The organism is Saccharothrix sp. ALI-22-I (genome assembly GCF_001984175.1).
In the GTDB taxonomy this organism is placed as follows: Bacteria; Actinomycetota; Actinomycetes; order Mycobacteriales; family Pseudonocardiaceae; genus Actinosynnema.
The window spans coordinates 977615-1003090 of record NZ_MTQP01000068.1 but is presented as its reverse complement, the minus strand read 5'-3'; the positions used below and the strand labels follow the sequence as shown (position 1 = coordinate 1003090).

Below are 25476 nucleotides of genomic sequence, written 5' to 3'. Positions count from 1 at the left end.
CGGGTCACGCGCCGCCGGCCGCGACCGGCCCCAGCGCGCTGAGCTTCCAACCGGCATCGGTGCGGGCCAGGTCCGTCTGGTACCGGTTGACCTTCTTCACCGCCTGCCCGCCCTCCGGCGTCACGGTGGTCTCCACGACGGCGATCAGGTGCGCCTTCCCGGCCCGCGAGTCCAGTTCGGTGACGGCCGCGTCGAGCACCCGGCTCACGGTCGTCGTCTTGGCGTCCTCGATCTGCTTCTTGCGGCTGTCCCTGCCGTTCTCGATCTCGCTGCGCAGCTCGCCGGTGGACGAGTCGAGCCACCGCTTGAGGTCTTCGTCCACCCTCTTGTAGTCGAGCGTGGTGAAGTTCGCGATCCCGACCTGCCCGACCCGCAGCACCTCGTCCCGCTCCCGCGAGAACGCCACCGAGTCGTTGGTCGACGCGCTCCACCACCACCCCCCGGCCAACACCGCGTAACCGGCGGCCAACACCGCCAGCACGGCCGCGACCGGCAGTACCCAATTCGTTCGGAACGAACGTCGAACGTCCATCGCGTCCCTCCTCAGCCCGGCAGCCCGAGCAACTGCCCCAGGCTGGTCAGCACCGGCGTCTCGGCGGCCTCGCCCGATGCCGTCGGTTCCTGCCCCGGCTGCGACGTCGCGTGACCGGTGGGCGTGGTCGGGGTGCCACCGTAAGGCGCGTTCTGCGCGCCCCGAACGCCGGTGGCGCTGCCCCGCGCCAACGCGCAGTAAGCCTGGGTGTTCAGCTCGGCCGGGCTGGTGTCGGTGCCCTGCCGGATCTTCGTGCCCTCGTAGCCGACCGTGCACGGCGGCGGGTCGAACACGTTCAGGGCCAGCCCGAAGTGCGCACCCGTCCCGTCGCCCTTCGCCACGGAGAACCCGCCGCCGACCACGATCGGGTAGGTGACGGCGATCTGCTCCAGCCCGTCCAGCCGCGTGACCAGGATGTTCCCCGTGGTCAGCAGGTTGGCCAACACCACACCCAGGTTGGGCCCGGTCTCCCGCAGCAGCGCCGACACCTGCTCGGCGGCCTGCGGCGACACCCCGATCAGCCGCCGGATGTCGGTGTCGGAGTTCTTCAGCTGCTCCGCCAGCGCCCGCAGGTCGGTGGAGAACGACCGGATCGCGCTGCCCTGCGCGGCCTGTGTGTTCAGCACGACCAACCCGTCGTCGATCAACGCCTTGGTCTGCGGCAGGTGCTCGGTGGCCGCCTGGGTGAACACCCTGGTGTTGTCCAGCAGCACCTGGAGGTCCGGCCCGGTGCCGCTGAACGCCAGGTCCAGCTCGTCCACCACGGTCCGCAGCGAGTCCGTCGGCACCGATTTGGCGAACTCGTCGAGGTTGGTCAACAGCGTGTCGACCGGCGGCGGCGTCTTGGTCGCCGTGCGCGGGATGACCGACCCGGCCTCCAGGTACGGCCCGTCCTCGCCACGCGGCCGCAGGTCGACGAACTGCTCGCCCACCGCGGACCGGTTGGCGACGACGGCCTCCAGGTCGGCGGGGATGGCGGGCGCGCTCGGGTCGATGTCGAGGTCGACCTCCAGCCCGTCGGCGGTCAGCCGCATCTGCCCGACCCTGCCGACACCGACGCCGCGGTAGGTGACCTCAGCGTTGGTGAACACGCCGCCGGAGTCGGCCAGCTGCATCGTCACCACGTACCCGGACGCGCCGAACAGCCGGCCGAGCCCGACGTAACGGGCGCCGACGTAGCTCACGCCGACCAGCGCGATCAGCACGAACGCACCGATCTGGACCTTGATCCGGCCGGGGATCACCGCCCACCTCCGAGCAGTCCGCCGAGCAGGTCGCCCAGCCCGGACGTGCCCGACACCCCGGGCAGGGGCAGGTTGGGCAGCGGCAACGGCAGGGACGGCGCGTGGCCGTCGAGACCGGGCGGGGTGGGCAGCGGCGACTCCCGCGACCGGCCCAGGTTGTCCACGATCGTGCCCAGGTTCAGGTCGAGGTCGACGAACAGGTTCGTGTAGTCGCCCTTCATGCCGTCCACCGCCGAGTCCGGGAACGGGTAGGTCAGCAGCAGCTCGAAGCCGTTGGGCAGGTTGGTGCCCGCCTCGGCGAGCTTCTGCAACGTGGGCGTCAACGCCTTGAGGTCGGCCACGATGTCGTCCTTGGACTTGTTCACCGTGTCGACCGCGACATCGGACAGCGTGTCCAGCGACTGGAGCAGGGTGACCAGCTGGGTCCGCTGGTCGCTGAGCACCTTCAGGCCCGGTTCCAGCTCGTCCAGCACCCCGGCGATCTGGTCGCGCTGGGCGTTCAACGTGCCACCGAGGCGGTTGACGCCGTCCAACGCGCGGGTGATCTCGCCCTTGTGCGCGTCGAGGTCCCCGACCAGCGTGTTCAGGTTGGTCAGCAGCGACCGGATCTGCGGCTCGTTGCCCTCCAGGGCGGCGTTGAGCTCCCGGCTGATGTCCTGGATCTGGGCGATGCCGCCACCGTTGAGCAGCATGGACAGCGCGCCGAAGACCTCTTCGACCTCGGGGTTGCGGTTGGTCCGCTCGACCGGGATGACCGAGCCGTCGCCCAGGGCGCCCTCTTCACGCCCCTCGGCGGGCTTGGCCAGCTCCACGTACTTCTCGCCGAGCAGCGCGGACTGGCGCAGCCGGGCGACGGAATTGCCGGGCAGCCGCACGTCGCCGTTGACCAGCACGGTCACCTCGGCGGTCCAGCCGTCGGGGCCCAGGTCGATCCGGTCCACCCGGCCGACCGGCACGTCGTTGACCTTCACGCCCGCCTGAGGCACCAGGTCCAGCACGTCGTTGAACCGCACCTTCACCTGGTACGGCCGGTCGCCGACGTCCGCGCCGCCGGGCAGCGGCATGTTGTAGACGCCGTCGAAACCGCCCGAGCCGCAGCCGGTCAACACCAGCGCGCTCGCCACCAGCACCACCCAATGCCTCACTGGGGCACCCCCGCGAGCGGCAGGGGCAGCGGCAGCTTGCCCTGGGACATGTCGGTGAGCACTTCGGCGGGCGTCTTCAACGGCACCGCGCCGCTCAGGATCGGCTCCAGCTGGCGGCACGCCTGCGCCAGCTCACCGGGCACGCGACCCGGTTCGACACCCTGGATGAGCTTGCAGATCAGCACGATCGGCGGCTGGTTCAGCTCGTTGATGTTGGCGCGGGTGTCGAGCGTGCCGGAGGCGGCGTTGTAGGCGTTCTGCAGGTTGCCCAGGGCCAGCGGCGCGACGTCCAGCGTCTCGGCGAGCGCGGCGCGCTGGTTCACCAGGACCTGCGTGATGCCCGCGAGCTTGTCGACGTTGGACTTGAGCACGGCCCGGTTGTCCTGGATGAAGCCCTGCACCTGGCCGAGCGCGGTGGCCAGCTCGTTCAGCGCGCCGCCCAGGTTCTCCCGCTCGTCGGCGAGGAACCCGGCGACGTCGGCCAGCTGCCGGTTGAAATCGCGCACCTGGCTGTCGTTGGCGGCCAGCATGCCGGTGAACTTCTGCAGGTTGTCCACGGTGCCGAACAGGTCGTCCTTCGAGCCGGACAACGTGCGGGTGGCGTCACCGAGCTGCTTGATGGTGTCGCCAAGCGCCTGGCCGTTGCCCTGGAGGTTGTCCGCCGCCGAGTCCAGCAGTTCGGACAGCGCGCCGTTCTTGTTCGCGCCGTTCGGCCCGAGCGCGGTGGTCAGCTTGTTCAGGCTGGCGTACAGCTCGTCCAGCTCGACCGGGGTGGCGGTGCGCTCACGCGGGATGGTCGCGTTGTCGTCCATCACCGCGCCGCCGGTGTAGACCGGCGCGAGCTGCACGTACCGGTCGCTGACCACGCTGGGCGCGACCACGACCGCCTGCACGTCCGCGGGCACCTTCACCGTGCGGTCGACCGACATCACGACCTTCACCATCGTGCCCTGCGGCTGCACTTCCTCGATGGTGCCGATCCGGACGCCGAGCACCCGCACGTCCGAGCCGGGGTACACGCCCACGGCCGCGCCGAACAGCGCGGTCACCCGGCGGCTGTTGGCGCCCGCGAACACCCACCACATCGCCGCCGCGGCCACGATCGCGAGCACGCACGCGATCGCCACGGCACGGACCAGGTCACGGCCCGCTCTGGTAGTCGCCATGTCAGTTACCCCCACTGGGAGTCCGTTGCACACCGGGCGGGAGGCAGCCCTCTTCGTTGAAGCCGACCACGCCGAGGTTCACCGACGGCGGCAGCAGGCCGCAGATGTAGGAGTCGAACCAGCGGCCGTTGCCCAGGGTGTTCGCGAACACCCGGTAGAACGGCGCCATCAGCGCCAGGCTGCGGTCCAGCGTGTCCTGGTTGCGCTGCAACATCGTGGCCACCCGGTCCAGCTGCTCCAGCGCGGGCCGCAGCTGGGCGGAGTTGTCGGCGACGAGGCCGGACAGCTCCCTGGACAGCTCACGGGTGCCGGTGAGCAGCGCCCCGATCGCGTCCCGCCGCTTGCTCAGCTCGCCCAGCAGCAGGTTGCCGTCCGCGAGCAGCTTCTCGAACTGCTCGTTGCGGTCGGACAGGGTCTTGGTGATCTGGTTGGTGTTGGCCAGCAGCTGCGCCAACTGCTCGTCCCGCGACGAGATCGTCTTCGACAGCGCGGACAGGCCGTCCAACGCGCCGCGAACGCTCTCCGCCGAGCCCTGGAACGTCTCCGACAGCACCTGGAAGCTGTCCGCGAGCTGCTTGGTGTCGATCTGGCCGACCGTGGACGCCAGGCCGTTGAACGCCTCCTGCACGTCGTACGGCGAGAGGGTGCGCTCACGCGGGATCGGGTCGCCCGGGTTCAGCGGCTGCGAGCCCTGCGGGTCCAGCGCCAGGTACTTCTGCCCGAGCAGGGTCTTGATCCGGATCATCGCGGTGGTGCGGTCGCCCACCCAGGCGTCCTTGACCTTGAACGACACCTTCACCCGGTCACCGTCCAGCTCGACGTCGGTCACCTTGCCGACCTTCACGCCGGCCACCCGCACCTCGTTCGCCGGGACCAGGCCGGCGGCCTCGGTGAACTCGGCCGAGTACGTGGTGCCGCCGCCGACGATCGGCAGGTCGTCCGAGTAGAACGCGGCGAGCAGCAGCAACACGACCACGGTCAGGCTGACCGCGCCGACGGTGACGGGGTTGCGCTGCGTCACGCCTCCGGTGGTTTTCACGGGCGACACCTCGGCTGCGTGACCGGCAGAGCGGTGATCGGGACGGGGTCGTTGATGATCGGCGGCACGGCGATGCGGCCGGTGCCCTCGCACAGGAAGAAGTTGAACCAGGACCCGTAGGACGCGGTCCGGGACATCGACTCGATCTTGTTGGGCAGGCGCTGGATGACGCCCTCGACGATCGCCTCGTTGTCGGCCAGTGTCCGGGCCACCAGCCCGAGGTTCGCGATGTCGTCCTTCAACGGCTGCCGCGACTGGTTGAGCAGGTCCGCCGTGGTCGTGGTCAGGTCGCCCAGGGCGTCGATCGCCTCACCGATGGGCTGGTGGTCGCCCGCCAGGCCGGTGGTCAGCTCCTGGAGCGTGGTGACCAGCGCGGAGACCTGCTCGGTGCGCGAGTTGACCGTGTCCAGCACGGCGTTGAGGTTGGTGACGACCTCGCCGATCACCTGGTCGCGGCTCGCCAGCGTGGACGTCAGCGACGCGGTGTGGCGCAGCAGGCTGTCGATCGTGCCGCCCTCGCCCTGGAGGACCTGGATGATCTCGTTCGACAGCTGGTTCACGTCGTCCGGGTCGAGCGCCTGGAACAGCGGCTTGAACCCGTTGAACAGCACGGTCAGGTCGAGCGCGGGCTTGGTGCGCTCCAACGGGATCACGTCACCCGGGGCGAGCGCGGACGCGTCGCCCACGCCGTGCTCCAGCGCGATGTACCGCTGGCCGACGAGGTTGCGGTACTTGATCGTCGCGGTGACGGAGGCCGGCAGCGTGCGCTCGCCCTCCAGCGAGAACTCCACCTCCGCCAGCCGTCGGTCCACCACGCGGATCTCGTCCACCTGGCCGACCCGGACGCCCGCGATGCGCACGTCGTCGCCCTCGTTGAGCGCCGTCACGTCGGTGAACCGGGCGGTGTAGCCGGTGGCGCCGTTGAAGTTCACGTTCGAGATGGTCACCGCGAGCAGCGTGGTCGCCAGGACGGTGATCGCGGCGAACACGCCCAGCTTGATCAGTGGTGCGGCCAACGACCTCATGCCGTCACCTCCGCGCCCCGGTACAGCGGTCCGAGCAGCAACGCGGTGAAGCTCGGCATCTGGTCGCGCTCCAGACCGAACTGCGGCGCGAGCAGCGCGGCCAGGAAGTCCTGCTCCTCCGGGGAGTTCGCCAGGGTCGGCACGCCGCGCAACGACGACGGCGACGTGGTGCCGTCGCTGTTCACCCCGGTGGCGGGCGGCAGCACGCCGTCGTGCGCGACCCGGGCGGCCGGCGGTGCCGTGGTGCCGTCCTTGACCGGGCCGTCCGGCGGGTACTGCGGGAACGGGTCCGGCCGCGGCACGATGTCGTAGCAGCGCGGGCCGCGATTGTCGGCGTACTCCGGGTCGTCCTTGCCCGGCTCGTACTTGCCGCGGTCGGCGGTGATCTCCAGCGTGATGTGCAGGCCCGGCTCGTTCGTCCCCTTGCCGAACGCCTGGTCCATGATCGGCTTGAACTCGACCAGGCCCTTGAGCAGGCAGGGGTACTCCGGCGCGTACTTGGCCAGCAGCTCCAGTGTCGGTCGGCTGACGTCGGCGAGCTGGATCAGGTTGTTCTTGTTCACCGCGAGGAAGCTGTTCAGGTCCATCGCGGTGGTGGTCAGCGTGCCGTACATGGCCAGCAGGTTGTCCCGCTGCTCGACCAGCGTGCGACTGGTGACGGTGGCGTCGCTCAGGGCTTGCACCAGGTCCGGCGCGGCGTCCGCGTAGACGTTCGAGACGTCGGCGAGGCGGCTGATGCCCTGCTTGAGCGCGGGCAACTGCTGGTTGAACTCGCCCAGGTAGGAATCCAGCTGGACCAGCGTCTCGCCCAGCGGCCTGCCCCGGTTCTCCAACGCCTGCGACATCGCGGTCAGCGTGGTGGCCAGCTTCTCCGGCTGAACGGCCTGGAGCACCGGCATCAGGTCGTTGAGCACGCGTTCCAGCTCGATGGCGCTGCTGGAGCGGTCCTGCTCGATGACGTCACCCTCGGTCAGCGCGGACTGTGCCTGTTCTTTTGGGCTGTTCTTGGGCAGGACCAGGTTCACGTACCGCTCGCCGAACAGCGTCTTCGGCAGCAGCCGCGCGGAGACGTTGCCGGGGATGTGCCGGACCTGCTCGGGGTCCAGCGCCAGGTCCAGCTCGGCGCCGTCACCGGCGGTCCGGATCGCCCGGACCTCGCCGACGATCATGCCGCGGACCTTGACGTCCGAGGCGACCTGCAACTGGTTGCCGACCCGGTCGGTCTTCAACGTCACCTTCACCACCTCGGTGAACGCGTTGTTGTACATCGCGACCGTGAAGGTGAGGAAGAGCGCGATCACGGCCAGGAACACGACCCCCAAGAGTCGTCGCTTGATCATCCGGCGATCCTCACCGTCGTCGTGTTCCCCCAGATGGCCATGCTCAGGAAGAAGTCGAGCACGCTGATCGTGACGATCGCCGTGCGCACCGCGCGGCCGACCGCGACACCCACGCCCGCCGGGCCGCCGCTGGCGCGGTAGCCGTAGTAGCAGTGCGTCATGATGATCACCACGGCGAAGACGAGCACCTTGCCGAACGACCAGAGCACGTCGATCGGCGGTAGGAACAGGTTGAAGTAGTGGTCGTAGGTGCCCGCCGACTGCCCGTAGAACTCGACGGTGATGAACCTCGCCGCCAGGTACGAGGTGAGCAGGCCGATCACGTACAGCGGGATGATCGCGACGAAACCCGCGATGATCCGCGTGGTGACCAGGTACGGCAGGCTGGGGATGCCCATGACCTCCAGCGCGTCGATCTCCTCGGAGATCCGCATCGCGCCCAGCTGCGCGGTGAAACCCGAACCGACCGTCGCGCTGAGGGCCAGGCCCGCCACCAGGGGCGCGATCTCGCGGGTGTTGAAGTACGCGGACACGAAGCCCGCGAACGCCGGTGTGCCGATCTGGTTGAGCGCGGTGAAGCCCTGCAGGCCGACGACCGTGCCGGTGAACACCGACATGCCGATCATCACGCCGATCGTGCCGCCGATGACCGCCAGCGCGCCGGAGCCGAAGCTCACCTCGGCCAGCAGCCGCAGCGTCTCGCGCAGGTAGCGGGTCAGCGTGCGCGGGGTCCAGGCGAGCGCGCGCAGGTAGAACCACAGCTGGTCACCGAAGGTGTCCAGCATGGTCAGCGGCGCGTTGCCCACCTTGCGGAACCGGTCGTTGATCGTGGCCATCTCAGCTCCCCTTCGCCGGGACGACCTGGAGGTAGATCGTGGTGAGCACGAAGTTCACGAAGAACAGCAGCAGGAACGTGATGACCACGGCCTGGTTGACCGCGTCGCCGACGCCCTTCGGGCCGCCCGCCGGGTTCAGGCCGCGGTAGGCGGCCACGATGCCCGCGATGAACCCGAAGATCAACGCCTTGATCTCGGAGATCCACAGGTCCGGCAGCTGGGCCAGGGCGCTGAAACTGGCCAGGTACGCGCCGGGCGTGCCGTCCTGCAGGATCACGTTGAAGAAGTAGCCGCCCATCACGCCGACCACGCTGACCATGCCGTTGAGCAGCACGCTGACCAGCATCGCGGCCAGCACCCGCGGCACGACCAGGCGCTGGATCGGCGAGACGCCCAGCACCTCCATCGCGTCGATCTCCTCGCGGATCTTGCGGCTGCCCAGGTCGGCGCAGATCGCCGAACCGCCCGCACCCGCGATGAGCAGCGCCGTCACGATCGGGCTGGCCTGCTGGATGATCGCCAGCACGCTCGCCGCGCCGGTGAACGACTGCGCGCCGATCTGCCGGGTCAGCGAACCGATCTGCAGCGCGATGACCGCGCCGAACGGGATCGAGACCAGCGCCGTCGGCAGCACCGTCACGCTCACCACGAACCAGCACTGCTGGATGAACTCGCGGAGCTGGAACGGGCGGCGGAACGTGCTGCGGACCACGTCGATGCCGAGCGCGAACATCCGCCCGGTCTCGCGCAGCGCGCCGACGCCGGGGAACGACGTCGGTGCGCTCACAGCACGCCCCCTTGCCGCGGCCACGGGCTGGGTGGCAACGGGCTGGTCGGCAACGGGCTGGTCTGGTTGGCGTCGACCATCACCTGGTAGTGGCGCTGCTCGTCCGGGGTGAGGCTGGCGATGATGCCCTGCTGCGCGTCGACCGGCAGCGTGTGCAGGATGCTCATCACCCGGTCCTTACGGCGCCGCACCGCGCCACGCGGCGGCAGACCGGGCGTCGGTTCGAGCTGCGGGACCACGCCGCGCATGTCCTCGTCCGGTGAGCCGTCCGAGTGGCCCGCGTCGCGGTGCGCCAGCTCGGCGGCCATCGTCGCCTGGTCCTTCTCCTCCGACATGCCGATCGGGCCGATGCGGCGGCCGTTGAGGAACTGCTCGACCACCGGTTCGTCGCTGGTCAGCAACACCTCACGAGGGCCGAACATGACCAGTTCGCGGCGGAACAACATGCCGAGGTTGTCCGGGACCGTGCGGGCCACGGTGATGTTGTGCGTGACGATCAGGATCGTGGCGTCGATCTGCGAGTTCAGGTCGATGAGCAGCTGGCTCAGGTACGCGGTGCGGACCGGGTCGAGGCCGGAGTCCGGCTCGTCGCAGAGGATGATCTCCGGGTCCAGCACCAGGGCCCGCGCCAGCCCGGCGCGCTTGCGCATACCACCGGAGATCTCGCCGGGGAGCTTCTTCTCCGCGCCGACGAGCCCGACCATCTCCATCTTCTCCAGCACGATCCGCCGGACTTCCGCCTCCGTCTTGCGGGTGTGCTCGCGCAGCGGGAAGGCGACGTTGTCGAAGAGGTTCATCGAGCCGAACAGCGCGCCGTCCTGGAACAGGACGCCGAACAGCTTCCGGATCTCGTAGAGCTTGTGCTCGGAGCAGCGGACCAGGTCCGTGCCGTTGATGACGATCTTCCCGTGCTCTGGTTTCAGCAGTCCAACCAAGGACTTCAGGAAGACCGACTTGCCCGTGCCCGACGGTCCGAGCATCACGCTGACCTCGCCCGGCGGGAGGGTGAGCGTGACGTCCCGCCAGATGGTCTGCTTGCCGAAGGACTTGGTCAGGCCTTCGACGACCACCTCGACGCCCATCGCACCTCCAGGTCAGCGGCAGCAGTGCCCGACGCCGGCCGGGCCGCGTCATACCGGTGCAACGATGCTGCCGCGTCGTAGTTACTCACCAGTTGGGCTAACGCGGTCTCGGATGGGTAACGGTGTGAGCTTCCTCAACCCCGCCGGCCCGCTGGTGATCTCCGGTGCAGATGGTGGGCCACTACCTACTGGCCGGTCAATATCGCCCGAACGCCAATCGGGGAGGTCCGAACAGCACGAGGGCGGGCACCCGGTGTGGGTGCCCGCCCTCGTAGCAGCGGTGGAGCAGCTTTGGAGCGCTAGATCACTTGAGCGAGATCTTGGCGCCGGCAGCCTCGAGCTTCTCCTTGGCGGCGTCGGCGACGTCCTTCGCCACGTTCTCCAGGATCGCCTTCGGAGCGGACTCGACGAGCTCCTTGGCCTCCTTCAGGCCCAGGCCCGAGACGACCTCGCGGACGACCTTGATGACCTGGATCTTCTTCTCGCCGGCGCCCTCGAGGACGACGGTGAACTCGTCCTTCTCCTCCTCGGCGGGAGCGGCAGCGGCGGCCGGGCCGGCAGCGGCAACGGCGACCGGCGCGGCGGCGGTGACCTCGAAGGTCTCCTCGAACTGCTTCACGAAGGCCGACAGCTCCAGGAGGGTCATCTCCTTGAACGCGTCGAGCAGCTCGTCGGTGCTGAGCTTCGCCATGATGGCGGTCCTTTCTTTTCAACGCCCGAACTGCGGCCGGGACGCGGAGTGTCTGGGTGTGTGATCAGCTTTCGGCGGGAGCTTCGGCCTCGGCGGCGGCAGGCGCCTCCGCGGCCTTCTTCTCCACCAGGGCAGCAGCCAGGCGAGCGACCTGGGAAGCCGGGGCGTTGAACAGACCCGCGGCCTTGGCCAGATTGCCCTTCATCGCGCCCGCCAGCTTGGCGAGCAGCACCTCACGGGTCTCCAGGTCCGCGATCGCGGAGACCTCTTCGACCGAGAGGGGACGGCCATCCATGTAGCCGCCCTTGATGACCAGGGCCTTGTTGTCCTTCGCGAAGTCGCGCAGGGCCTTCGCCGCGTCGACCGGCTCGCCTTCGACAAAAGCGATGGCGGTCGGGCCGACGAGCAGGGCTTCGAGGCCCTGGACGCCTGCGTCCTCAGCGGCACGCTTGACCAGCGTGTTCTTCGCAACGGTGTACGTGGTGCCCGCGCCGAGAGCGCGACGCAGCGTGGTGAGCTGCGCCATGGAGAGGCCGCGGTACTCGGTCACGACAGCGGCCGAGCTTCCACGGAACTTGTCCGTGAGCTCGGCGACGGCCGAAACCTTGCTGGGCTTCGCCATGATCGCCTCCTCTCTGGGCTAAGTGACGCACCGGTCGAGCCGAGAGGGCCGCGCAAAACAAAAACGCCCCTGCGCAGCAGCACGGGGCGTGACGGGCGTGCGAACACACCGGGTCTTCCTCGTTCTCCTGCGCGGGCCGCCCGCTTCGCGGGTCCTTCGGTCCTATGTCAACTAGGACAACCAGCGGTCTTTGGTGAACCGTTGTCCAGAGTACGGGACGTGTCCTCGCGGCTCCAAATCGGCATGATGTGACCCGTGACCGAAGAGCCCCCGAGGAACCCGCCGCCACCGGACATCGACCCGGAACAGCTCCGGCAGTTCCAGGAGTTCCAACGGTTCCAGGAGTTCCAGCGCTTCCAGCAGAACCAGGGCACCGGCCTCCCGGCCCTGCCCCCCGGCGCACCGTCCGGTGGCCCGCCGGCCCTGCCTCCCGGCGCAGTCCCCCCTGGTCTCCCGCCCGGCGTCCCGCCCGCCGCGCCACCACCGGCCCGCCCGTCGCGCAAGCCGCTGTGGAAGATCCTGCTGGGCAGCAAGCTCTTCCGGCGCCTGGTGTACCTGGTCGTCGCGCTGCTGATCGCGTCCTACTTCTACAACCAGTACTTCGGCGGCGACGACCCCGGCAGCATCGCGGTCGACAGCGGCGGCGTGGAGAACAACGTGATCGCGCCGCCGACCCCGTACGGCAGCAACGGCACGATCGGCCAGTTCTACAAGCACGTCGGCACCGGTGACGGGGACCGGGCGTGCCTGTACTTCAAGGACGACGGGCCGAAGAAAGCGTTTGCGGAGGCCTTCGGCGCGGCCGACTGCCAGGCCGCGGTGGCGAAGCTGAAGACCCAGGTCACCGACGTGACGACCTACCGCCAGCTCGTCTTCCCGGCCACCATGATCAGCCCGCCCGCGTCCGGTTCGGTCGAGGTCAGTTCCTGTGCGCTGACCGTGCGCAACGGCCCGAAGCTGGGCAAGTTCGTGCTCACCAAGCAGCCCAGCTCGGGTTGGGCGATCACCGGCTACGAGGCCGAGCCCGCGGACTGCGTCAGCCGATGACGGGCCATGACGACCAACCGTGACAACGAAAGGGCCCCTCGGCGGGAAGCCGAGGGGCCCTTTCAGCGTGCTTCGAAATGCTTCGAACGACGAACCGACGTCAGACAGTGGCCTCGTCGGACAGCAGGTTCCGGGTCCGGTTCGGGTCGACCGGGATGCCGGGGCCCATCGTGGTCGAGACGGTGACCTTGCGCAGGTACCGGCCCTTCGCCGCGGACGGCTTGGCGCGCAGGATCTCGTCGAGCGCGGCGGCGTAGTTCTCCACCAGCTTCTCGGAGTCGAACGACACCTTGCCGATCACGATGTGCAGGTTGGCCTGCTTGTCGACGCGGAAGTTGATCTTTCCGCCCTTGATCTCCGTGATGGCCTTCGTGACGTCGGGCGTCACGGTGCCCGTCTTCGGGTTCGGCATCAGGCCACGCGGGCCCAGGATGCGGGCGATGCGACCGACCTTGGCCATCTGGTCGGGCGTGGCGATCGCGGCGTCGAAATCGAGCCAGCCACCCTGGATGCGCTCGATCAGGTCCTCGGAGCCGACCGCGTCCGCACCGGCGGCCTCGGCCTCGGCGGCCTTGTCACCGGTGGCGAAGACGATCACGCGGGCGGTCTTGCCCGTACCGTGCGGCAGGTTCACGGTGCCGCGGACCATCTGGTCGGCCTTACGAGGGTCGACGCCGAGCCGGATCGCGACCTCGACGGTCGCGTCCAGCTTCACCTTGGACGTTTCCTTGGCGAGCTTGGTGGCCTCCAGCGGCGAGTAGAGCCGCTCCCGGTCAACCAGCTCAGCAGCGTTCTTGTACGCCTTGCTGCGCTTCATGCTTCTGTCCTTAAAGTGGATCAGTTGTGGTGACGAGCCAGCGCGTGGCTCTCCCACGAACTACGAGAGAGAGAAAGGTCAGCCTTCGACGGTGATGCCCATGGAACGCGCGGTGCCAGCGATGATCTTCGCCGCCTGGTCCACGTTGTTCGCGTTGAGGTCGACCATCTTGTTCGCGGCGATCTCGCGCACCTGCTCCATGGTCACCTTGGCGACCTTGAGGCGGTGCGGCTCGCCCGAGCCCTTCTCCACACCGGCGGCCTTGAGCAGCAGCTTCGCGGCGGGCGGGGTCTTGAGCTTGAAGTCGAACGAACGGTCTTCGTACACGGAGATCTCGACCGGCACCACGGTGCCGCGCTGCGACTCGGTCGCGGCGTTGTACTGCTTGCAGAACTCCATGATGTTGACGCCGTGCTGACCCAGCGCGGGGCCGACGGGCGGCGCGGGGTTCGCGGCCCCGGCCTTGATCTGCAGCTTGATGACCGCTGCGAGCTTCTTCTTCTTGGGTGGCATGTCAATGCTTCCTGTTATTGCGGTGTCCGCGCGCGGCCCTGCCAGCCGCGGCGTGGCTGCCGACGCCCGTCCGTCCAGAAGGGCACCGGAGATTGTGTTGTCCTGGCTAGATCTTGGAGACCTGGCTGAACGACAGCTCGACCGGAGTCTCGCGGCCGAAGATCGACACCAGGACCTTCAGCTTCTGGCCGTCCGCGTTGACCTCGCTGATCGTGGCGGGCAGCGTGGCGAACGGGCCGTCCATGACGGTGACCGACTCGCCGACCTCGAAGTCCACCTCGATGGTCGACTTCGACGGGGTCGCGGCGGTCTTCTTGCCGGCGGCGGGCTTCGGCTCGACCTGAGGCAGCAGGAACTTCAGCACCTCGTCGATGGTCAGCGGCGACGGCTTCGACGTCGCGCCGACGAAACCCGTCACGCCGGGCGTGTTGCGCACCGCGCTCCACGAAGCGTCGTTGAGTTCCATCCGGACCAGGATGTAGCCGGGCAGCACCTTGCGCTGCACCAGCTTGCGCTGGCCGTTCTTGATCTCGGTGACTTCCTCGGTCGGCACCTCGACCTGGAAGATGTAGTCCTCCATGTCGAGCGTCTGGATGCGCGTTTCGAGGTTGGTCTTGACCTTGTTCTCGTAGCCGGCGTACGAGTGCACGACGTACCAGTCGCCGGGCGCGCGCCGCAGTGCTTCGCGCATCTCCTCGGCGGGGTCCGCCGGCTCGGCGTCGATGTCGACGACAGCGACCGCCTCGACGTCACCGCCGGATTCGACATCACCGCCCGACTCGACGTCGCCGCCGGACTCGGTCTCGGCGTCCTCGGCAGTTTCGGCGTCCTCGACGGGGGCGGACTCCTCGGTGTCCTCCGACGCCTCCGCCTGCTCGACGTCCTCGACGCCACCGTCGAAGTCCTGCTCGTCGGTCAGGTCGTTCAGCTCCTGGGCGTCAACGGCGCCGTTCTCGGAGGTCACTGTGGGTCTCGCTTCCTCTCATGCATCACATGTCCGCCGCCACCCGGGGCAGCGAGGTGATCGGCTCAGCCGAACACCCTGAACATGCCCCAGGCGAAGGCCGAATCCAGGCCGAACACCAACGCCACCATGAAGGCCACGAAGACCAACACGACTCCGGTATAGGTGATCATCTGCTTGCGGGTCGGCCAGATGACCTTCCGCAGCTCGCTGACCACCTCACGGACGTACCGGACGATCCGGGCGAAGAAACCGACCCGCTTCTCCGAATCCGTCCGCGAGCGCGTGGGACGACCCTTCTTGGTCTCCTCGGCGTCGGAGTCGGCCTCGGCCGACTTCTTCGCCTCGGCGTCCTTGCGGCCCGCCGGCCGTGCGGAACCACGGCGCTCGCGCCGCGCTGCGGCGGTAACCGGCCGGGACGCGCTCTCGCGCTCGTCCGGCTGGTCCTGCTCGCGGCCCTCGCTCATGCCGTCCTCCGCTCACCATCGCGCTTCGACGCAGGGGCGACAGGACTTGAACCTGCAACCTGCGGTTTTGGAGACCGCTGCTCTGCCAGTTGAGCTACACCCCTTTGAGGCCCCGGTTCCCGGAACCCCCTGGCTGGAGACGCCCCGCACCCTCCTCACGTGGCCCGTGAGGCAGCGACTGGACGCTCCGAGAGCAAAAGCATACGGCACCATGTGGCCGCGTTTCCAACTGGCCCGGTCAGAGGGGGTGCCGGCGGCCGACCCGGTTGTGCGATCTGCCACGATTGGAGCCATGGGCACGCCTGAGACGACCACCGGGACCAGTACCTCCGAGCACCCGCGCATCTCCAAGCGGATCGGCGGCATCGCCGAGTCCGCCACCCTCGCGGTCGACGCGAAGGCGAAGGCGCTGAAGGCGGCGGGACGACCGGTGATCGGCTTCGGTGCGGGCGAGCCTGACTTCCCCACCCCTGATGCCATCGTAGCCGCAGCTCAGGCCGCGTGCGCCGACCCGCGCAACCACCGCTACACGCCCGCCGCCGGCCTGCCGGAGCTGCGGGAAGCCGTAGCCGCGAAGACCAAGCGCGACTCGGGCTACGAGGTGACCGCCGCGCAGGTGCTGATCACCAACGGCGGCAAGCAGGCCGTCTACCAGGCGTTCGCAACGGTCGTGGACCCGGGCGACGAGGTCCTGCTGCCCGCGCCGTACTGGACCACCTACCCCGAGGCGATCACGCTGGCGGGCGGCGTCCCGGTGCAGGTCACCGCGGACGAGTCGACCGACTACCTGGTCACGGTGGAGCAGCTGGAGGCGGCGCGCACGCCGAAGACCAAGGTGCTGCTGCTGTGCTCGCCGTCCAACCCGACCGGCTCGGTCTACACCCGTGAGCAGATCACCGCGATCGGCGAGTGGGCGCTGGAGCACGGCCTGTGGGTGATCACCGACGAGATCTACGAGCACCTGCTGTACGACGGCGCCGAGTCGGTGTCGCTGCCGGTGGCCGTGCCCGCGATGGCCGACCGGACGATCGTGCTCAACGGCGTGGCGAAGACGTACGCGATGACTGGGTGGCGGGTCGGCTGGCTGATCGGCCCGACGGACGTGGTGAAGGCCGCCGCGAACCTCCAGTCGCACCTGACCTCGAACGTGGCCAACGTGTCCCAGCGGGCCGCGCTGGAGGCCGTGTCCGGGCCGTTGGACGCGGCGCACGAGATGCGCGAGGCGTTCGACCGGCGCCGGCGCACGATCGTGGACCTGCTGTCCGCGATCGACGGCGTGGAGTGCCCGACCCCGAGGGGCGCGTTCTACGTGTACCCGTCGGTGAAGGCGTTGATCGGCAAGGAGCTGCGCGGCGCGAAGATCACCGACACGGTGCAGCTGGCGGCGCTGATCCTGGAGCACGCCGAGGTGGCCGTGGTGCCCGGTGAGGCGTTCGGCACGCCCGGCTACCTGCGGCTGTCCTACGCGTTGGGCGACGACGACCTGAAGACCGGTGTGACCCGGATGGCCGAGCTGCTGGCCGAGGTGAAGTAGGCCCGGAGCGACCCGTTCTTGTCCGGCCCGAGGGGCACCCCGCCACGGTGGGGTGCCCCTCGGCGTTTCCGGGTACTCCACCGCACCGGTGGACCTGACACTGAGTAATCCCCTTGGGTGACTGACGTAACCGTCGGTAGAACTAACCCCATGGTCCATTCAGTCGTAACGATCTTCACCCGAGGAGCTCAGCGCATGACGGAGTCCGACCTACCCGAGCGTCCGGCCCGCAAGTGGCCCGTGATCGCGGCCTCGGCGGCGCTCGTGGTGGGCGCGCTCGCGCTCGTCCTGTGGACCACGGCGCCGGCTCCGCCGGTCCGGGTCGTCTACCAGGTCACCGGCACGGCGGGACGGGTCACCGTCACGTACTCGACCTTCCACGGCGAGGAGTTGCGCCAGGAGCAGCTGACGTCGTTGCCATGGCGGGTGGAGTTCGACGCACCGGGCGAGCCCGAGCACGGCGTGCTGACCGTGACCATCGGCCCGAGCGGTGGGGACGTGGCGTGCGAGGTGACCGTGGCCGAGGTCGAACGCCGATCGGCCACGGCCACCGGCGCCCATACGAGCGCCCTGTGCGGGTTCTAGCGGCCCTAGGGCAGGCGGACGCGGGCGGAGGCGCCGCCGAGGACGGACTTGCCCTCGAACGAGGCCGTGACGTTGACCTTGAACGTCCCGTCCTCCAAGACCTTGGTCACCTTCCCGGTGACCTCCACCAGCGCGCCCTCGTCGTCGTCAGGCACCGGAACGGGCCTGCCGAAGCGCACGCCGTACTCCAGGACGGCGCCGGGGTCGCCCGCCCACTGGGTGACGATCCGGCCGGCCAGGCCCATGGTCAGCATGCCGTGCGCGATCACGCCGGGCAGACCTACCTCGCGGGCGAACCTGTCGCTCCAGTGGATCGGGTTGAGATCGCCGGACGCGCCCGCGTACCGGACCAGGTCGGCGCGGGTGATGCGCAGCGACAGCGGCGGCAGCTCGTCGCCGACGGAGACCTCCGATGCGCGGATCACGCGTCCTCCCCCCGCACCACGAGCGTGCAGCGCCCGGTCGTCACCGGCTCGCCGTCCTCGGTGCTCACCTCGGCCCGGATCGTCAGCATGTCGTTGCCCATCCGCGACGTGATGCCGTCCACGTGCAGCACCACGGTGAGCCGGTCGCCCACCGTGATCGGGCGGTGGTGGATGAACGTCTGGTCGCCGTGCACCACGCGGGTGTAGTCCAGGCCCAGGTCGGGGTCCTCGATCAGCACGTCGTTCGCCTTCAGGGACACGATGATCGCGAACGTGGGCGGCGCGATGACGTCGGGGTACCCGGCCGCGCGGGCGGCCTCGGGGTCGCGGTGCACCGGGCTCGTCTCGCCGACCGCGTCGGCGAACTCGCGGATCTTCTCGCGGCCGACTTCGTAGGGCGGCGACGGCGGATAGGAACGTCCGACGAAGGACTGGTCGAGAGGCACGCCGAGCAGGTTATACGCGGCGAGGCCCGCCCCGGATTCCGGGACGGGCCTCGTCGAACGGCTGGGGAACCCTAGCGGGTTTCCTTGTGCGCCCGGTGGGTCTTGCAGTTCGGGCAGAACTTCTTGATCTCCAGGCGGTCCGGGTCGTTGCGCCGGTTCTTCCTGGTGATGTAGTTCCGGTGCTTGCACTCCTCGCACGCGAGGGTGATCTTGGGGCGTACGTCGGTTGCAGCCACGGTCCTTGCCTTTCTAGAGCTCGCTTGCCCCGGCCCGGTAGGGCGACCGCGGCGGGCTTACCACCACGGCGGGGGTCCAGGGGGCAAGCCCCCTGGGCGGGGTTCGGGGGCTGCGCCCCCGATGTGATGCGGAGCGAGAAGGGTCCGCGCTTTCCGCGGACACACCTTGCCCACTTGCGTAGCGGTGGCCGGACTTGAACCGGCGACACAGCGATTATGAGCCGCTTGCTCTACCAACTGAGCTACACCGCTTTACACAACACGGCCGCGATGCACGAGCACCGCGGCCAGTTGTGGAGCCCCTTTACGGAATCGAACCGTAGACCTTCTCCTTACCATGGAGACGCTCTGCCGACTGAGCTAAAGGGGCTTGATCTGTTGCTCTTGCAGCGAGGAGAACTCTACAACAGAGCCGCCGCAGGACGGAAATCGGGGTACCCGCTCAGTGGACCAAGGTGAGCACCGTCTCATCGCGCGCGCCCCTGACCTGCACGGTCCGTGCCCGCAGCCAGGCCTCGAAGCGGTCCTCGGACAGCGGCCGGGAGATCAGGTAGCCCTGCGCCACGTCGCAGCCCATGCCGACGAGCTGATCACGCGCGGCGTCGTCCTCGACACCCTCGGCGACCACCGTGAGCCCCAGCGAGTGGCCGAGTTCCACGATCGAGCGAACCACCGCCATGTCGCCCAGATCGGTGCCCATGCCCAGCACGAAGCTCTTGTCGATCTTGACCTCGTCCACCGGCAGCTGCCGCAGGTAGGCCAGCGACGAGTAGCCGGTGCCGAAGTCGTCCACGGCCAGCACGACGCCCATCGCGTGCAGCCGCCGCAGCACCGGCAGCGCGCGCTCCGGGTCGGCCATCACGCCGGACTCGGTCAGCTCGAACGTCAGCAGCTCCGGCGGCACCTCGTGCCGGGCCAGCGCGGCCGCCACCCGGTCCGGGAACTCCTCGTCGGCCAGCGTCCGCACGGACAGGTTCACCGCGATGGACATCCGCAGCCCGCGGTCGATCCAGCGGCGCACCCGTTCCAGCGCTTTTTCCATGACGAAGTCGGTGAGCACGTCGACCAGACCGGTGGCCTCCACAGCCGGCACGAACTCGTCCGGGGTCACCCGGCCGAACTCGGGGTGCTTCCAGCGCACCAACGCCTCCGCGCCGATCACCTGGCGGCTGGGCAGCGCGACCTTCGGCTGGTAGTGCACCGAGATCTGGCCGTTCTCCAACGCCGACCGGAACTGCGTGACCAACTGGAAGCGGCGCAGGAAGATCTGGCCCATGCTCGGCGCGTACTGGCGCAGCGGCTCGTTCTCGCTGGTCGCACGGACCGCCACGTCGGCGCGTTGCAGCAGCGCGTCCGGGTCGGGCTCCTCGACCTCGCAGTCGCCCGTGGTGGCCCAGCCGACGACCGCGCCCGCCTCGACGGTGAGCCGGTCGACCGGGTACGGCACGGACAGCGCGGCGCGCAGCCGTTCGGCGATCTCCTGGATCCGCTCGGCCTGCCGGTCCAGCAGCAGCGCGGCGAACGCGCCGCCCTCCAGCCGGGCCAGCGGCACCTCGGGCCCGAGCTCGTCGCGCAGCCGTCGTCCGGCGGCGACCACCATCCGGTTGCCCCACGCCTGGCCGAGCGCGTCGGAGACGGTGGACAGCACGTCGAGGTCGATGCGCACCACGACGGTCGTGTCGGCCTGGCGCATCGGCTCGTTCGCGGCCTCGCGGAAGCCGGGCCGGTTGAGCAGGCCGGTCAGCGGGTCGTGGTAGGCGTCGTGGCGCAGCCGGGCGAGCAGCCGCCGGTTGTCCACCGCCGTGGACAGGTGGCTCGCCAGCGTGCGCAGGAGCTGGATGTCGGCCTTGCCGAAGCCGCGCCACCGGCTGAGCCGGTCGTGCACCTCGATCGCGCCGAGCAGCTGGGTGGCCCCGCGCAGCGGCACGACCAGAGCTTCCTGCGCGTCACGGCGGGACAGGGCCTCGGAGACTTCTTCGCCCGCGTCCACGATGCGGAAGTACCGCACCTGTGCGCCGGGCAGTTGGAGCATGGCGTCCTCGCGCAGCACGCGCGGGTCGTCGCGGCGCATGCCCGGCGGCAGCGGCTCGCCCGCGATCAGCGTGCGCATCGGCGCCTGCGGGTCGGTGCGCAGCCGCAGCACGACGCGGTTGGCGTTGAGCTGCTCGCGGATGCGTTCGGCGATGAGCTGCCACTCGTCGTTCTCGGCGCCGTCGTCGCTCTCGTCCGGGGTGCCGCGCGGTCCGGTGGCGTGCCGGCCGGAGCGGGCCACGCGCAACGAGACCTCGCTGAGCGCCTCCAGGTCGCGCTGCTCGCGCAGCAGACCGGAGTAGGCCAGGTAGATGGCGGTGATGCCGAGGAAGACCAGGCCGATCAGCAGGCCGCCCCACGGCGCCTTGTCGGCGATCTCGTAGCCGGCCAGGCCCGCGGAGGTGTTCAGCAGGGCCACCACCAGCGTCTGCAGCACCAGGCGCAGGCTGGGCGCGACCCGCATGCCCTTGCCCATCAGCCGCAGCGCGGTCAGGCCGAGCACGCTGGCCAGCAGCGGCACCGCGATGGTGCCGACGAACGCGCCCGCCCAGAACGGACCGTGCGGGCCCATGAGCTGCTTGACCCACTCGGCGACCGCGAAGGCCACCGAGATCTCCATGAACATCAGGCCCGCGTTGTAGACCGCGCGGTCGATCACCCGGCGGCCGAGCAGGGTGCCGACGCCGGCGACCACGTGCGCGGCGAGCACGACCTCGAACGGCGCCACGAGCAGACCCAGCACGAGCGGGATCTCGGTGAACGAGATCGTCCAGGCCGCTCCGCTGCGCACGTCGACGTTGATCGACAGTTGCTCGGCGAGCAGGAACCCGACCACCAACAGCGGTCCGGTCAGCAGCAGGTCGACGTTCGGCGAGGTGTCGGGCAGCCACATGCCGACGGCGAACGCGGACAGCCCGCCCGCGACCAGGAGCAGGGCCGCGAACACGCTGAACGCGCGGTTCGTGGACCGGGTCGGCGCGTTGAGCGCCGTGGCCGACGCGTGGTCGGACATCCAGCCTCCTCGTCGGCCGTCGTCGCGGTCGGCCGGGTCTCGGCCTACGTGCTCCGGGCGTGACTGAGGGGTCCCGAACATCGACCAGGACCCCTCCAAGGCTGCCAATGTACCCCGGTCGGGCGATGAAATGGCAGGTCGTGTAGCGGATTGCCACCAGAAGTAACAGTTCGGTTCACACGATCAGCCGCCCCCGGATCACCGTCACGGCCTGCCCGGCCAGCCGTACCCGATCTTGGTCGAGGATGGCCCGGATCAGCCCGCCGCGGGCCGAGGCCTGCTCGGCCAGCAGGTTCGCCCGGCCGAGCCGGGGCACCCACCAGGAGGCGATCGTGCAGTGCGCGGAACCGGTTACGGAATCCTCCGGGACTCCGTAGGTGGGGTAGAAGCACCGGCTGACCACGTCCAGTCCGGGCCGGTCGCCGGGTGCGGTGACGATCACACCGCGGCCGGGCACCTCGGCGAGCGCGCCGAAGTCGGGGCGCAGGTCGCGGATCTCGTCGGCGGAGGCGGCCTCGACCAGGACGTCGGACACACCTTGCGCGACGGCCCGCACCGTCACGCCCGGTAGACCCGCGCGCAACGGCGTCGTCATCTCGATCGGCTCCGCCGGGTCGGCCGGGAAGTCCATCTCCACCCAGCCGTTGTCGGCGGTGCAGGTGAGCACGCCGCTGCGGGTGCTGAAACTGCGGCTGCCACCGAGCACGTGCGCGGTGGCGAGGGTGGCGTGGCCGCACAGGTCGACCTCGGCAACCGGGGTGAACCAGCGCAGCGGCAGCGGGCTCTGGTCGGTGACCTCCACGAACGCCGTCTCGGCGTGCTTCATCTCGGCGGCGACGGCCTGCATCCAGGCGTCGTCCACCTGCCGGTCCAGCAGCACCACGCCCGCCGGGTTGCCCGCGAACGCGCGGTCCGTGAACGCGTCGACCACATAAATCTCCACGGCGGGGAATGTACGTGCGGTTAAGTTAGGTGTGGACTCGTTGCTGCCCGACATCCCGCGCGTGGACAACCCGTATTCGTTCTCCGAACTGCCCGAGGACTCCTTGCGCGCCGCGTGGAGCGCGTTGCGCATACACACGTTGACGTGGCATCCCGACGCCGATCTGGACGACCAGCTGCGCCACTGGACGCTGACCGGCACCGGCGATCACGAGACGGCCGCCATGGTGACCGTGCCCAGCCGTGCCGTCGACGCCGCCCACACGCTGGTGCGGCACGGTTTCGCGCCGCTGTCGGTGACCGCCGCCCGGCTGCCCGGGCAAGGGCGCGACGGCCGTTCGACGGTGAAGATCCGGCCGTTGACCGCCGCCGACCTGGACGTCGCGGTGGAGCTCAACCTGGAAATCGTGCGGTACGACGGCTGGTTCGGCCTGATCAACGCCCGGCCCTCGACCGCGGACCGGCTGCGTGAGCACATCACCGAGCTGCTCGGGCGTGCGGAGCCGTGCGCGTGGCTGGCGGAGGACGGGGGTGAGGTCGTCGGGTTGCTGTACTACGACCTGCCGGAGCACTCGGACTGGATCGCCGGGCGGACGTCCGTGCGGCCGGTGGCCTACCTCGCGGTGCTGGGTGTGCGGGAGGACTCGCGTGGCGGCGGCATCGGCGCGGCGCTGGTCGACCACGCGCACGAACTGCTGGACGCGGCGGGCGTCGGCGTGACGCTGCTGCACCACTGCCTGCCCAACCCGCTGTCCACGCCGTTCTGGTACTCCCACGGCTACCGGCCTTTGTGGACGACCTGGCAACGCCGTCCGGCGCGTTAGACCCGGACGAGTTCCTTCCTGGACGTGCGGGACATCCGGGACATCCGGGACATCCGGGGCTCGTGCCGTCCGGCGCGGATCTCGTCCAGCACGCGGCGCGCCTCCGTGGCCGCGACGTGCTGCGCCGCACCGCTGCCAATCGCGTCGCGCAGCGCCAGCCACACCGCGGCCTCGTCCTCCCGGACAGCGGTGAGCAGGTCGTGCCGCTCGGGGTAGGGATGCAGGGCGATCTTCTCGGTGTGCGCCTTCAGCGTGGCCAGGGTGGCTTTCGGGACCTCACCGGTGGCGGTGACGCGGTCGAGTTTCGCGGGCAGGTCGACCGAGACGAGTTCGGACAGCGACAGCGGGCCGAAGTTGAGCACGGTGTTGAGGCCGTACTCCAGATCGTCGGCCGCCCGCAGCAGTTCGCGCGCGTCCGTGCGCCGGGCGTGGTCGGGCGAGCGACGCCGTCCCGAGAACCGGACGACCAGGCCGAGCACGATGCCGGTCGCGAGGGCCGTGACGGCGATGAGGATTTCGCTCATGTGTTCCAGTCTCCGACCTGTGCCGCCACCATCCGGACCAACGGGCGGCAACGGGTCGATCGGAGCGCCGACCGGTCGGGGCCGGTTCGGTTGGACTGAACAGCGCAACCGGTCGGCGTGGCGTCGTGGTCCGAACGGCTCCAAAGAGGAGAGTGGAAACGCCTCGTCCACCCGAGTGAACTCGCCGCGGCGGGGTACTCGAAGCGCGGGTCGAGACCTCCTACAGGACGAGGGAAGCAGGATGAGAGGGACGGGCGAGGGGGTCGCCATGACCGTTGCGAGGGAGCTGTCCAGCCGCGCCAAAGCCATGCTCCGCGCCGTTGCCGCTGGTCGAGGTCAACTGTCCGGGGGATGTGAACCGAACCTTTACGTGGACGGTTTGCCGTGCTGCGACCAGATGGCCACGCACGACCTGGTGCACGCCGGACTGCTGCGGGCACGTCGAGCGGTACGCCTGGACGAGCGCGCCGACGCGGAGCTGACCGAAGAGGGAAGAGCCGCGATCACATAACCCTCGAACAGACGTTCGATATGGGTTATGCTGCATCGCGAGGCCGACACGCAAGCGAGAGGAAGCGCTTGCGCGTCGGCCTCACCTACGTCAGGCCCAGGTCGCGGCCGCTGCGGCGAAGTGCTGCTTCACCGCAACCAGGTCCACTCCGACCAAGGCTGTGGGCCGGCCCTCCAGTGGCGCATAGCTCTCGTAGGCGCGCAGTACCGGCGCCAGACAGACCTGCTTGGTCGACGGGTCCACGGCCATCAGCCCGCGGTCGAACAGCACGTGCACGTCGGCGCGGAGCAGGATGCCCTCGTCGAGGTTGTGCTTCTCGTGCTTCGCGAACTGCCGCAGGTGGGCTGCCTGCAACGCCTCGGCCGGACAGGCACCGGTGATCGCGCACACGAGCCCGTCCCGCTGGAGCAGCGCCGTGCGGAACGCCTGCTGCCCGGTGCGCACCTGGACCAACTGCCTGCGGCGCCCGGCCGGCAACGGGGCAGTCGGCGGCGCTGCCGGGGCGGTCGGCGGCAACGGCACCGCCACTCCCGCGAGCAGCTCCTCGACGCGGCCGAGGTCGAGCGGGCTGATCGACTGCTGGGTGGACCGGTTCAACGCGGTCGAGCGCAATCGCTCGACCGTCAACGCCCCCTCCAACTCCCGCCACGTACCGCCGTAGTGGGCGGTGTACCGCGTGATCGGCACCTGCACCGCGGCCGGCGTGTCGAACTTGACCCGACACAACTGGCACAGGAACGCAGGGCTCGCCACGGCCCGTTTCTTGAAGCCGGTGCGTTTGCAGGCGGGGCACACGAGCCGCAGCTTCTCCAGCCCGGACTCGACCGCGATGCGCTGCACCCGCGCCACACCGAGCGCAACCTTGCGGTCCCGCAGCACGATGAGGTCCGCTTTGCCGACCTTGTCGGCGTAGGTGACAGTCGAGTCGAACACGTAGGACGCCCCGAGCACGTCGGCGTATCCCGTGTTGCCCTGGAAGTGCCTGTCCTCACCGACCGACAACAAAGACCAAGCCCGCACAACCCCTCCCCGGGTCCAGGCTTACCAACCCCTGAAGACGAGAAAGCCCCCGTCACCAGTTCACACTGG

General features: G+C 69.4%; 28 protein-coding genes and 3 tRNA genes. 5 read left to right on the top strand and 26 right to left on the bottom strand.

Annotated elements, in window-relative coordinates; all coding sequences use genetic code 11:
• Window positions 1-4: 4 nt before the first annotated feature.
• From ALI22I_RS41680 to rplJ, 12 genes are all read right to left on the bottom strand, one after another.
• Window positions 5-532, bottom strand: a complete 528-nt coding sequence (locus ALI22I_RS41680) for a hypothetical protein (protein ID WP_077011015.1) — start codon at window positions 530-532, stop codon at window positions 5-7.
• A gap of 11 nt (window positions 533-543) precedes the next feature.
• The gene (locus ALI22I_RS41675) at window positions 544-1776 is read right to left on the bottom strand and encodes an MCE family protein (protein ID WP_077011014.1); all 1233 of its coding nucleotides are present in this window, start codon (window positions 1774-1776) and stop codon (window positions 544-546) included.
• Complete coding sequence (locus tag ALI22I_RS41670; RefSeq protein ID WP_077011013.1) at window positions 1773-2921, bottom strand: MCE family protein; 1149 nt, start codon at window positions 2919-2921, stop codon at window positions 1773-1775. Before ALI22I_RS41670 ends, ALI22I_RS41675 begins: the two co-directional genes overlap by 4 nt.
• Window positions 2918-4087: an MCE family protein gene (locus ALI22I_RS41665; protein WP_077011012.1), complete on the bottom strand. Its 1170-nt coding sequence runs from the start codon at window positions 4085-4087 to the stop codon at window positions 2918-2920. The genes ALI22I_RS41670 and ALI22I_RS41665 overlap by 4 nt, the downstream gene beginning before the upstream one ends.
• Before the next feature lies 1 nt (window position 4088).
• The gene (locus ALI22I_RS41660; protein ID WP_238598808.1) at window positions 4089-5126 is read right to left on the bottom strand and encodes an MCE family protein; all 1038 of its coding nucleotides are present in this window, start codon (window positions 5124-5126) and stop codon (window positions 4089-4091) included.
• Complete coding sequence (locus tag ALI22I_RS41655) at window positions 5123-6151, bottom strand: MCE family protein (protein ID WP_077011011.1); 1029 nt, start codon at window positions 6149-6151, stop codon at window positions 5123-5125. Before ALI22I_RS41655 ends, ALI22I_RS41660 begins: the two co-directional genes overlap by 4 nt.
• Window positions 6148-7491: an MCE family protein gene (locus tag ALI22I_RS41650; protein ID WP_077011010.1), complete on the bottom strand. Its 1344-nt coding sequence runs from the start codon at window positions 7489-7491 to the stop codon at window positions 6148-6150. Before ALI22I_RS41650 ends, ALI22I_RS41655 begins: the two co-directional genes overlap by 4 nt.
• Window positions 7488-8327: an MlaE family ABC transporter permease gene (locus ALI22I_RS41645; protein ID WP_077011009.1), complete on the bottom strand. Its 840-nt coding sequence runs from the start codon at window positions 8325-8327 to the stop codon at window positions 7488-7490. The genes ALI22I_RS41650 and ALI22I_RS41645 overlap by 4 nt, the downstream gene beginning before the upstream one ends.
• Before the next feature lies 1 nt (window position 8328).
• Complete coding sequence (locus ALI22I_RS41640) at window positions 8329-9060, bottom strand: MlaE family ABC transporter permease (protein ID WP_238598837.1); 732 nt, start codon at window positions 9058-9060, stop codon at window positions 8329-8331.
• A 50-nt stretch (window positions 9061-9110) separates the two neighbouring features.
• Window positions 9111-10196, bottom strand: a complete 1086-nt coding sequence (locus ALI22I_RS41635; RefSeq protein ID WP_077011007.1) for an ABC transporter ATP-binding protein — start codon at window positions 10194-10196, stop codon at window positions 9111-9113.
• Window positions 10197-10500: 304 nt separating this feature from the next.
• Window positions 10501-10887 (bottom strand): 50S ribosomal protein L7/L12, encoded by a 387-nt coding sequence (gene rplL / locus ALI22I_RS41630; protein ID WP_077011006.1) that lies wholly within the window; start codon window positions 10885-10887, stop codon window positions 10501-10503.
• 64 nt (window positions 10888-10951) lie between these two features.
• On the bottom strand, window positions 10952-11509 hold the full coding sequence (gene rplJ / locus ALI22I_RS41625; protein ID WP_077011005.1) for a 50S ribosomal protein L10: 558 nt from the start codon (window positions 11507-11509) through the stop codon (window positions 10952-10954).
• Window positions 11510-11764: 255 nt separating this feature from the next.
• On the opposite strand from rplJ, the gene ALI22I_RS51590 reads away from it, so the two are divergent.
• A complete protein-coding gene (locus tag ALI22I_RS51590; protein WP_077011004.1) occupies window positions 11765-12556 on the top strand; it encodes a hypothetical protein in 792 nt (263 codons plus the stop codon).
• 100 nt (window positions 12557-12656) lie between these two features.
• Here the strand turns inward: ALI22I_RS51590 and rplA are convergent, their stop codons facing one another.
• The 5 genes from rplA to ALI22I_RS41595 all read right to left on the bottom strand — a co-directional run bounded on the left by rplA (window position 12657) and on the right by ALI22I_RS41595 (window position 15421).
• On the bottom strand, window positions 12657-13373 hold the full coding sequence (gene rplA / locus ALI22I_RS41615) for a 50S ribosomal protein L1 (RefSeq protein ID WP_077011003.1): 717 nt from the start codon (window positions 13371-13373) through the stop codon (window positions 12657-12659).
• Window positions 13374-13451: 78 nt separating this feature from the next.
• A complete protein-coding gene (rplK, locus tag ALI22I_RS41610) occupies window positions 13452-13886 on the bottom strand; it encodes a 50S ribosomal protein L11 (protein WP_077011002.1) in 435 nt (144 codons plus the stop codon).
• Between the two features lie 106 nt (window positions 13887-13992).
• Window positions 13993-14850: a transcription termination/antitermination protein NusG gene (nusG, locus tag ALI22I_RS41605; RefSeq protein WP_077011001.1), complete on the bottom strand. Its 858-nt coding sequence runs from the start codon at window positions 14848-14850 to the stop codon at window positions 13993-13995.
• 65 nt (window positions 14851-14915) lie between these two features.
• On the bottom strand, window positions 14916-15317 hold the full coding sequence (gene secE, locus ALI22I_RS41600) for a preprotein translocase subunit SecE (protein WP_077011000.1): 402 nt from the start codon (window positions 15315-15317) through the stop codon (window positions 14916-14918).
• A gap of 31 nt (window positions 15318-15348) precedes the next feature.
• Window positions 15349-15421, bottom strand: a tRNA-Trp gene (locus tag ALI22I_RS41595).
• A 188-nt stretch (window positions 15422-15609) separates the two neighbouring features.
• On the opposite strand from ALI22I_RS41595, the gene ALI22I_RS41590 reads away from it, so the two are divergent.
• Complete coding sequence (locus tag ALI22I_RS41590; protein ID WP_077010999.1) at window positions 15610-16851, top strand: pyridoxal phosphate-dependent aminotransferase; 1242 nt, start codon at window positions 15610-15612, stop codon at window positions 16849-16851.
• 195 nt (window positions 16852-17046) lie between these two features.
• Window positions 17047-17436 carry a hypothetical protein gene (locus ALI22I_RS41585; protein WP_077010998.1) on the top strand — a complete coding sequence of 130 codons (390 nt, stop codon included), beginning with the start codon at window positions 17047-17049 and terminating at the stop codon, window positions 17434-17436.
• A gap of 5 nt (window positions 17437-17441) precedes the next feature.
• Here ALI22I_RS41585 and ALI22I_RS41580 read toward each other — a convergent pair whose 3' ends face one another.
• The 7 genes from ALI22I_RS41580 to ALI22I_RS41550 all read right to left on the bottom strand — a co-directional run bounded on the left by ALI22I_RS41580 (window position 17442) and on the right by ALI22I_RS41550 (window position 22529).
• Window positions 17442-17861, bottom strand: coding sequence for a MaoC family dehydratase (locus ALI22I_RS41580; RefSeq protein ID WP_077010997.1), 420 nt, complete (start codon window positions 17859-17861; stop codon window positions 17442-17444).
• The gene (locus ALI22I_RS41575) at window positions 17858-18307 is read right to left on the bottom strand and encodes a MaoC family dehydratase N-terminal domain-containing protein (protein WP_077010996.1); all 450 of its coding nucleotides are present in this window, start codon (window positions 18305-18307) and stop codon (window positions 17858-17860) included. Before ALI22I_RS41575 ends, ALI22I_RS41580 begins: the two co-directional genes overlap by 4 nt.
• A gap of 71 nt (window positions 18308-18378) precedes the next feature.
• Window positions 18379-18543, bottom strand: coding sequence for a 50S ribosomal protein L33 (rpmG, locus tag ALI22I_RS41570; RefSeq protein WP_015105301.1), 165 nt, complete (start codon window positions 18541-18543; stop codon window positions 18379-18381).
• A gap of 179 nt (window positions 18544-18722) precedes the next feature.
• Window positions 18723-18795: transfer RNA gene (locus tag ALI22I_RS41565), tRNA-Met, on the bottom strand.
• 42 nt (window positions 18796-18837) lie between these two features.
• A tRNA-Thr gene (locus ALI22I_RS41560) sits at window positions 18838-18913 on the bottom strand.
• Between the two features lie 72 nt (window positions 18914-18985).
• Entirely contained in the window at window positions 18986-21586 is a 2601-nt protein-coding gene (locus ALI22I_RS41555; protein ID WP_077010995.1) for a putative bifunctional diguanylate cyclase/phosphodiesterase, read from the bottom strand.
• Between the two features lie 175 nt (window positions 21587-21761).
• A complete protein-coding gene (locus ALI22I_RS41550; RefSeq protein ID WP_077010994.1) occupies window positions 21762-22529 on the bottom strand; it encodes a PhzF family phenazine biosynthesis protein in 768 nt (255 codons plus the stop codon).
• A gap of 31 nt (window positions 22530-22560) precedes the next feature.
• Between ALI22I_RS41550 and ALI22I_RS41545 the strand changes: the two genes are divergently transcribed.
• Window positions 22561-23352 (top strand): GNAT family N-acetyltransferase, encoded by a 792-nt coding sequence (locus ALI22I_RS41545; RefSeq protein WP_143532691.1) that lies wholly within the window; start codon window positions 22561-22563, stop codon window positions 23350-23352.
• Here ALI22I_RS41545 and ALI22I_RS41540 read toward each other — a convergent pair.
• Complete coding sequence (locus tag ALI22I_RS41540) at window positions 23349-23876, bottom strand: hypothetical protein (protein ID WP_077010993.1); 528 nt, start codon at window positions 23874-23876, stop codon at window positions 23349-23351. The genes ALI22I_RS41545 and ALI22I_RS41540 overlap by 4 nt on opposite strands.
• A 268-nt stretch (window positions 23877-24144) precedes the next feature.
• Between ALI22I_RS41540 and ALI22I_RS41535 the strand changes: the two genes are divergently transcribed.
• Complete coding sequence (locus tag ALI22I_RS41535) at window positions 24145-24387, top strand: hypothetical protein (RefSeq protein WP_077011235.1); 243 nt, start codon at window positions 24145-24147, stop codon at window positions 24385-24387.
• Window positions 24388-24477: 90 nt separating this feature from the next.
• On the opposite strand, the gene ALI22I_RS41530 is transcribed toward ALI22I_RS41535, so the two are convergent.
• On the bottom strand, window positions 24478-25407 hold the full coding sequence (locus tag ALI22I_RS41530) for an HNH endonuclease signature motif containing protein (RefSeq protein ID WP_077010992.1): 930 nt from the start codon (window positions 25405-25407) through the stop codon (window positions 24478-24480).
• Window positions 25408-25476 lie beyond the last annotated feature (69 nt).

Excerpts from the sequence above, each read along its gene's own strand:
- ALI22I_RS41680 (WP_077011015.1), bottom strand. The coding sequence starts at position 532 with ATGGACGTTCGACGTTCGTTCCGAACGAATTGGGTACTGCCGGTCGCG.
- ALI22I_RS41665 (WP_077011012.1), bottom strand. The coding sequence starts at position 4,087 with ATGGCGACTACCAGAGCGGGCCGTGACCTGGTCCGTGCCGTGGCGATC.
- ALI22I_RS41655 (WP_077011011.1), bottom strand. The coding sequence starts at position 6,151 with ATGAGGTCGTTGGCCGCACCACTGATCAAGCTGGGCGTGTTCGCCGCG.
- ALI22I_RS41650 (WP_077011010.1), bottom strand. The coding sequence starts at position 7,491 with ATGATCAAGCGACGACTCTTGGGGGTCGTGTTCCTGGCCGTGATCGCG.
- ALI22I_RS41645 (WP_077011009.1), bottom strand. The coding sequence starts at position 8,327 with ATGGCCACGATCAACGACCGGTTCCGCAAGGTGGGCAACGCGCCGCTG.
- ALI22I_RS41640 (WP_238598837.1), bottom strand. The coding sequence starts at position 9,060 with ATGTTCGCGCTCGGCATCGACGTGGTCCGCAGCACGTTCCGCCGCCCG.
- ALI22I_RS41635 (WP_077011007.1), bottom strand. The coding sequence starts at position 10,196 with ATGGGCGTCGAGGTGGTCGTCGAAGGCCTGACCAAGTCCTTCGGCAAG.
- rplL (WP_077011006.1), bottom strand. The coding sequence starts at position 10,887 with ATGGCGAAGCTCAGCACCGACGAGCTGCTCGACGCGTTCAAGGAGATG.
- rplJ (WP_077011005.1), bottom strand. The coding sequence starts at position 11,509 with ATGGCGAAGCCCAGCAAGGTTTCGGCCGTCGCCGAGCTCACGGACAAG.
- rplA (WP_077011003.1), bottom strand. The coding sequence starts at position 13,373 with ATGAAGCGCAGCAAGGCGTACAAGAACGCTGCTGAGCTGGTTGACCGG.
- rplK (WP_077011002.1), bottom strand. The coding sequence starts at position 13,886 with ATGCCACCCAAGAAGAAGAAGCTCGCAGCGGTCATCAAGCTGCAGATC.
- secE (WP_077011000.1), bottom strand. The coding sequence starts at position 15,317 with ATGAGCGAGGGCCGCGAGCAGGACCAGCCGGACGAGCGCGAGAGCGCG.
- ALI22I_RS41590 (WP_077010999.1), top strand. The coding sequence starts at position 15,610 with ATGGGCACGCCTGAGACGACCACCGGGACCAGTACCTCCGAGCACCCG.
- ALI22I_RS41585 (WP_077010998.1), top strand. The coding sequence starts at position 17,047 with ATGACGGAGTCCGACCTACCCGAGCGTCCGGCCCGCAAGTGGCCCGTG.
- ALI22I_RS41555 (WP_077010995.1), bottom strand. The coding sequence starts at position 21,586 with ATGTCCGACCACGCGTCGGCCACGGCGCTCAACGCGCCGACCCGGTCC.
- ALI22I_RS41540 (WP_077010993.1), bottom strand. The coding sequence starts at position 23,876 with ATGAGCGAAATCCTCATCGCCGTCACGGCCCTCGCGACCGGCATCGTG.
- ALI22I_RS41535 (WP_077011235.1), top strand. The coding sequence starts at position 24,145 with ATGACCGTTGCGAGGGAGCTGTCCAGCCGCGCCAAAGCCATGCTCCGC.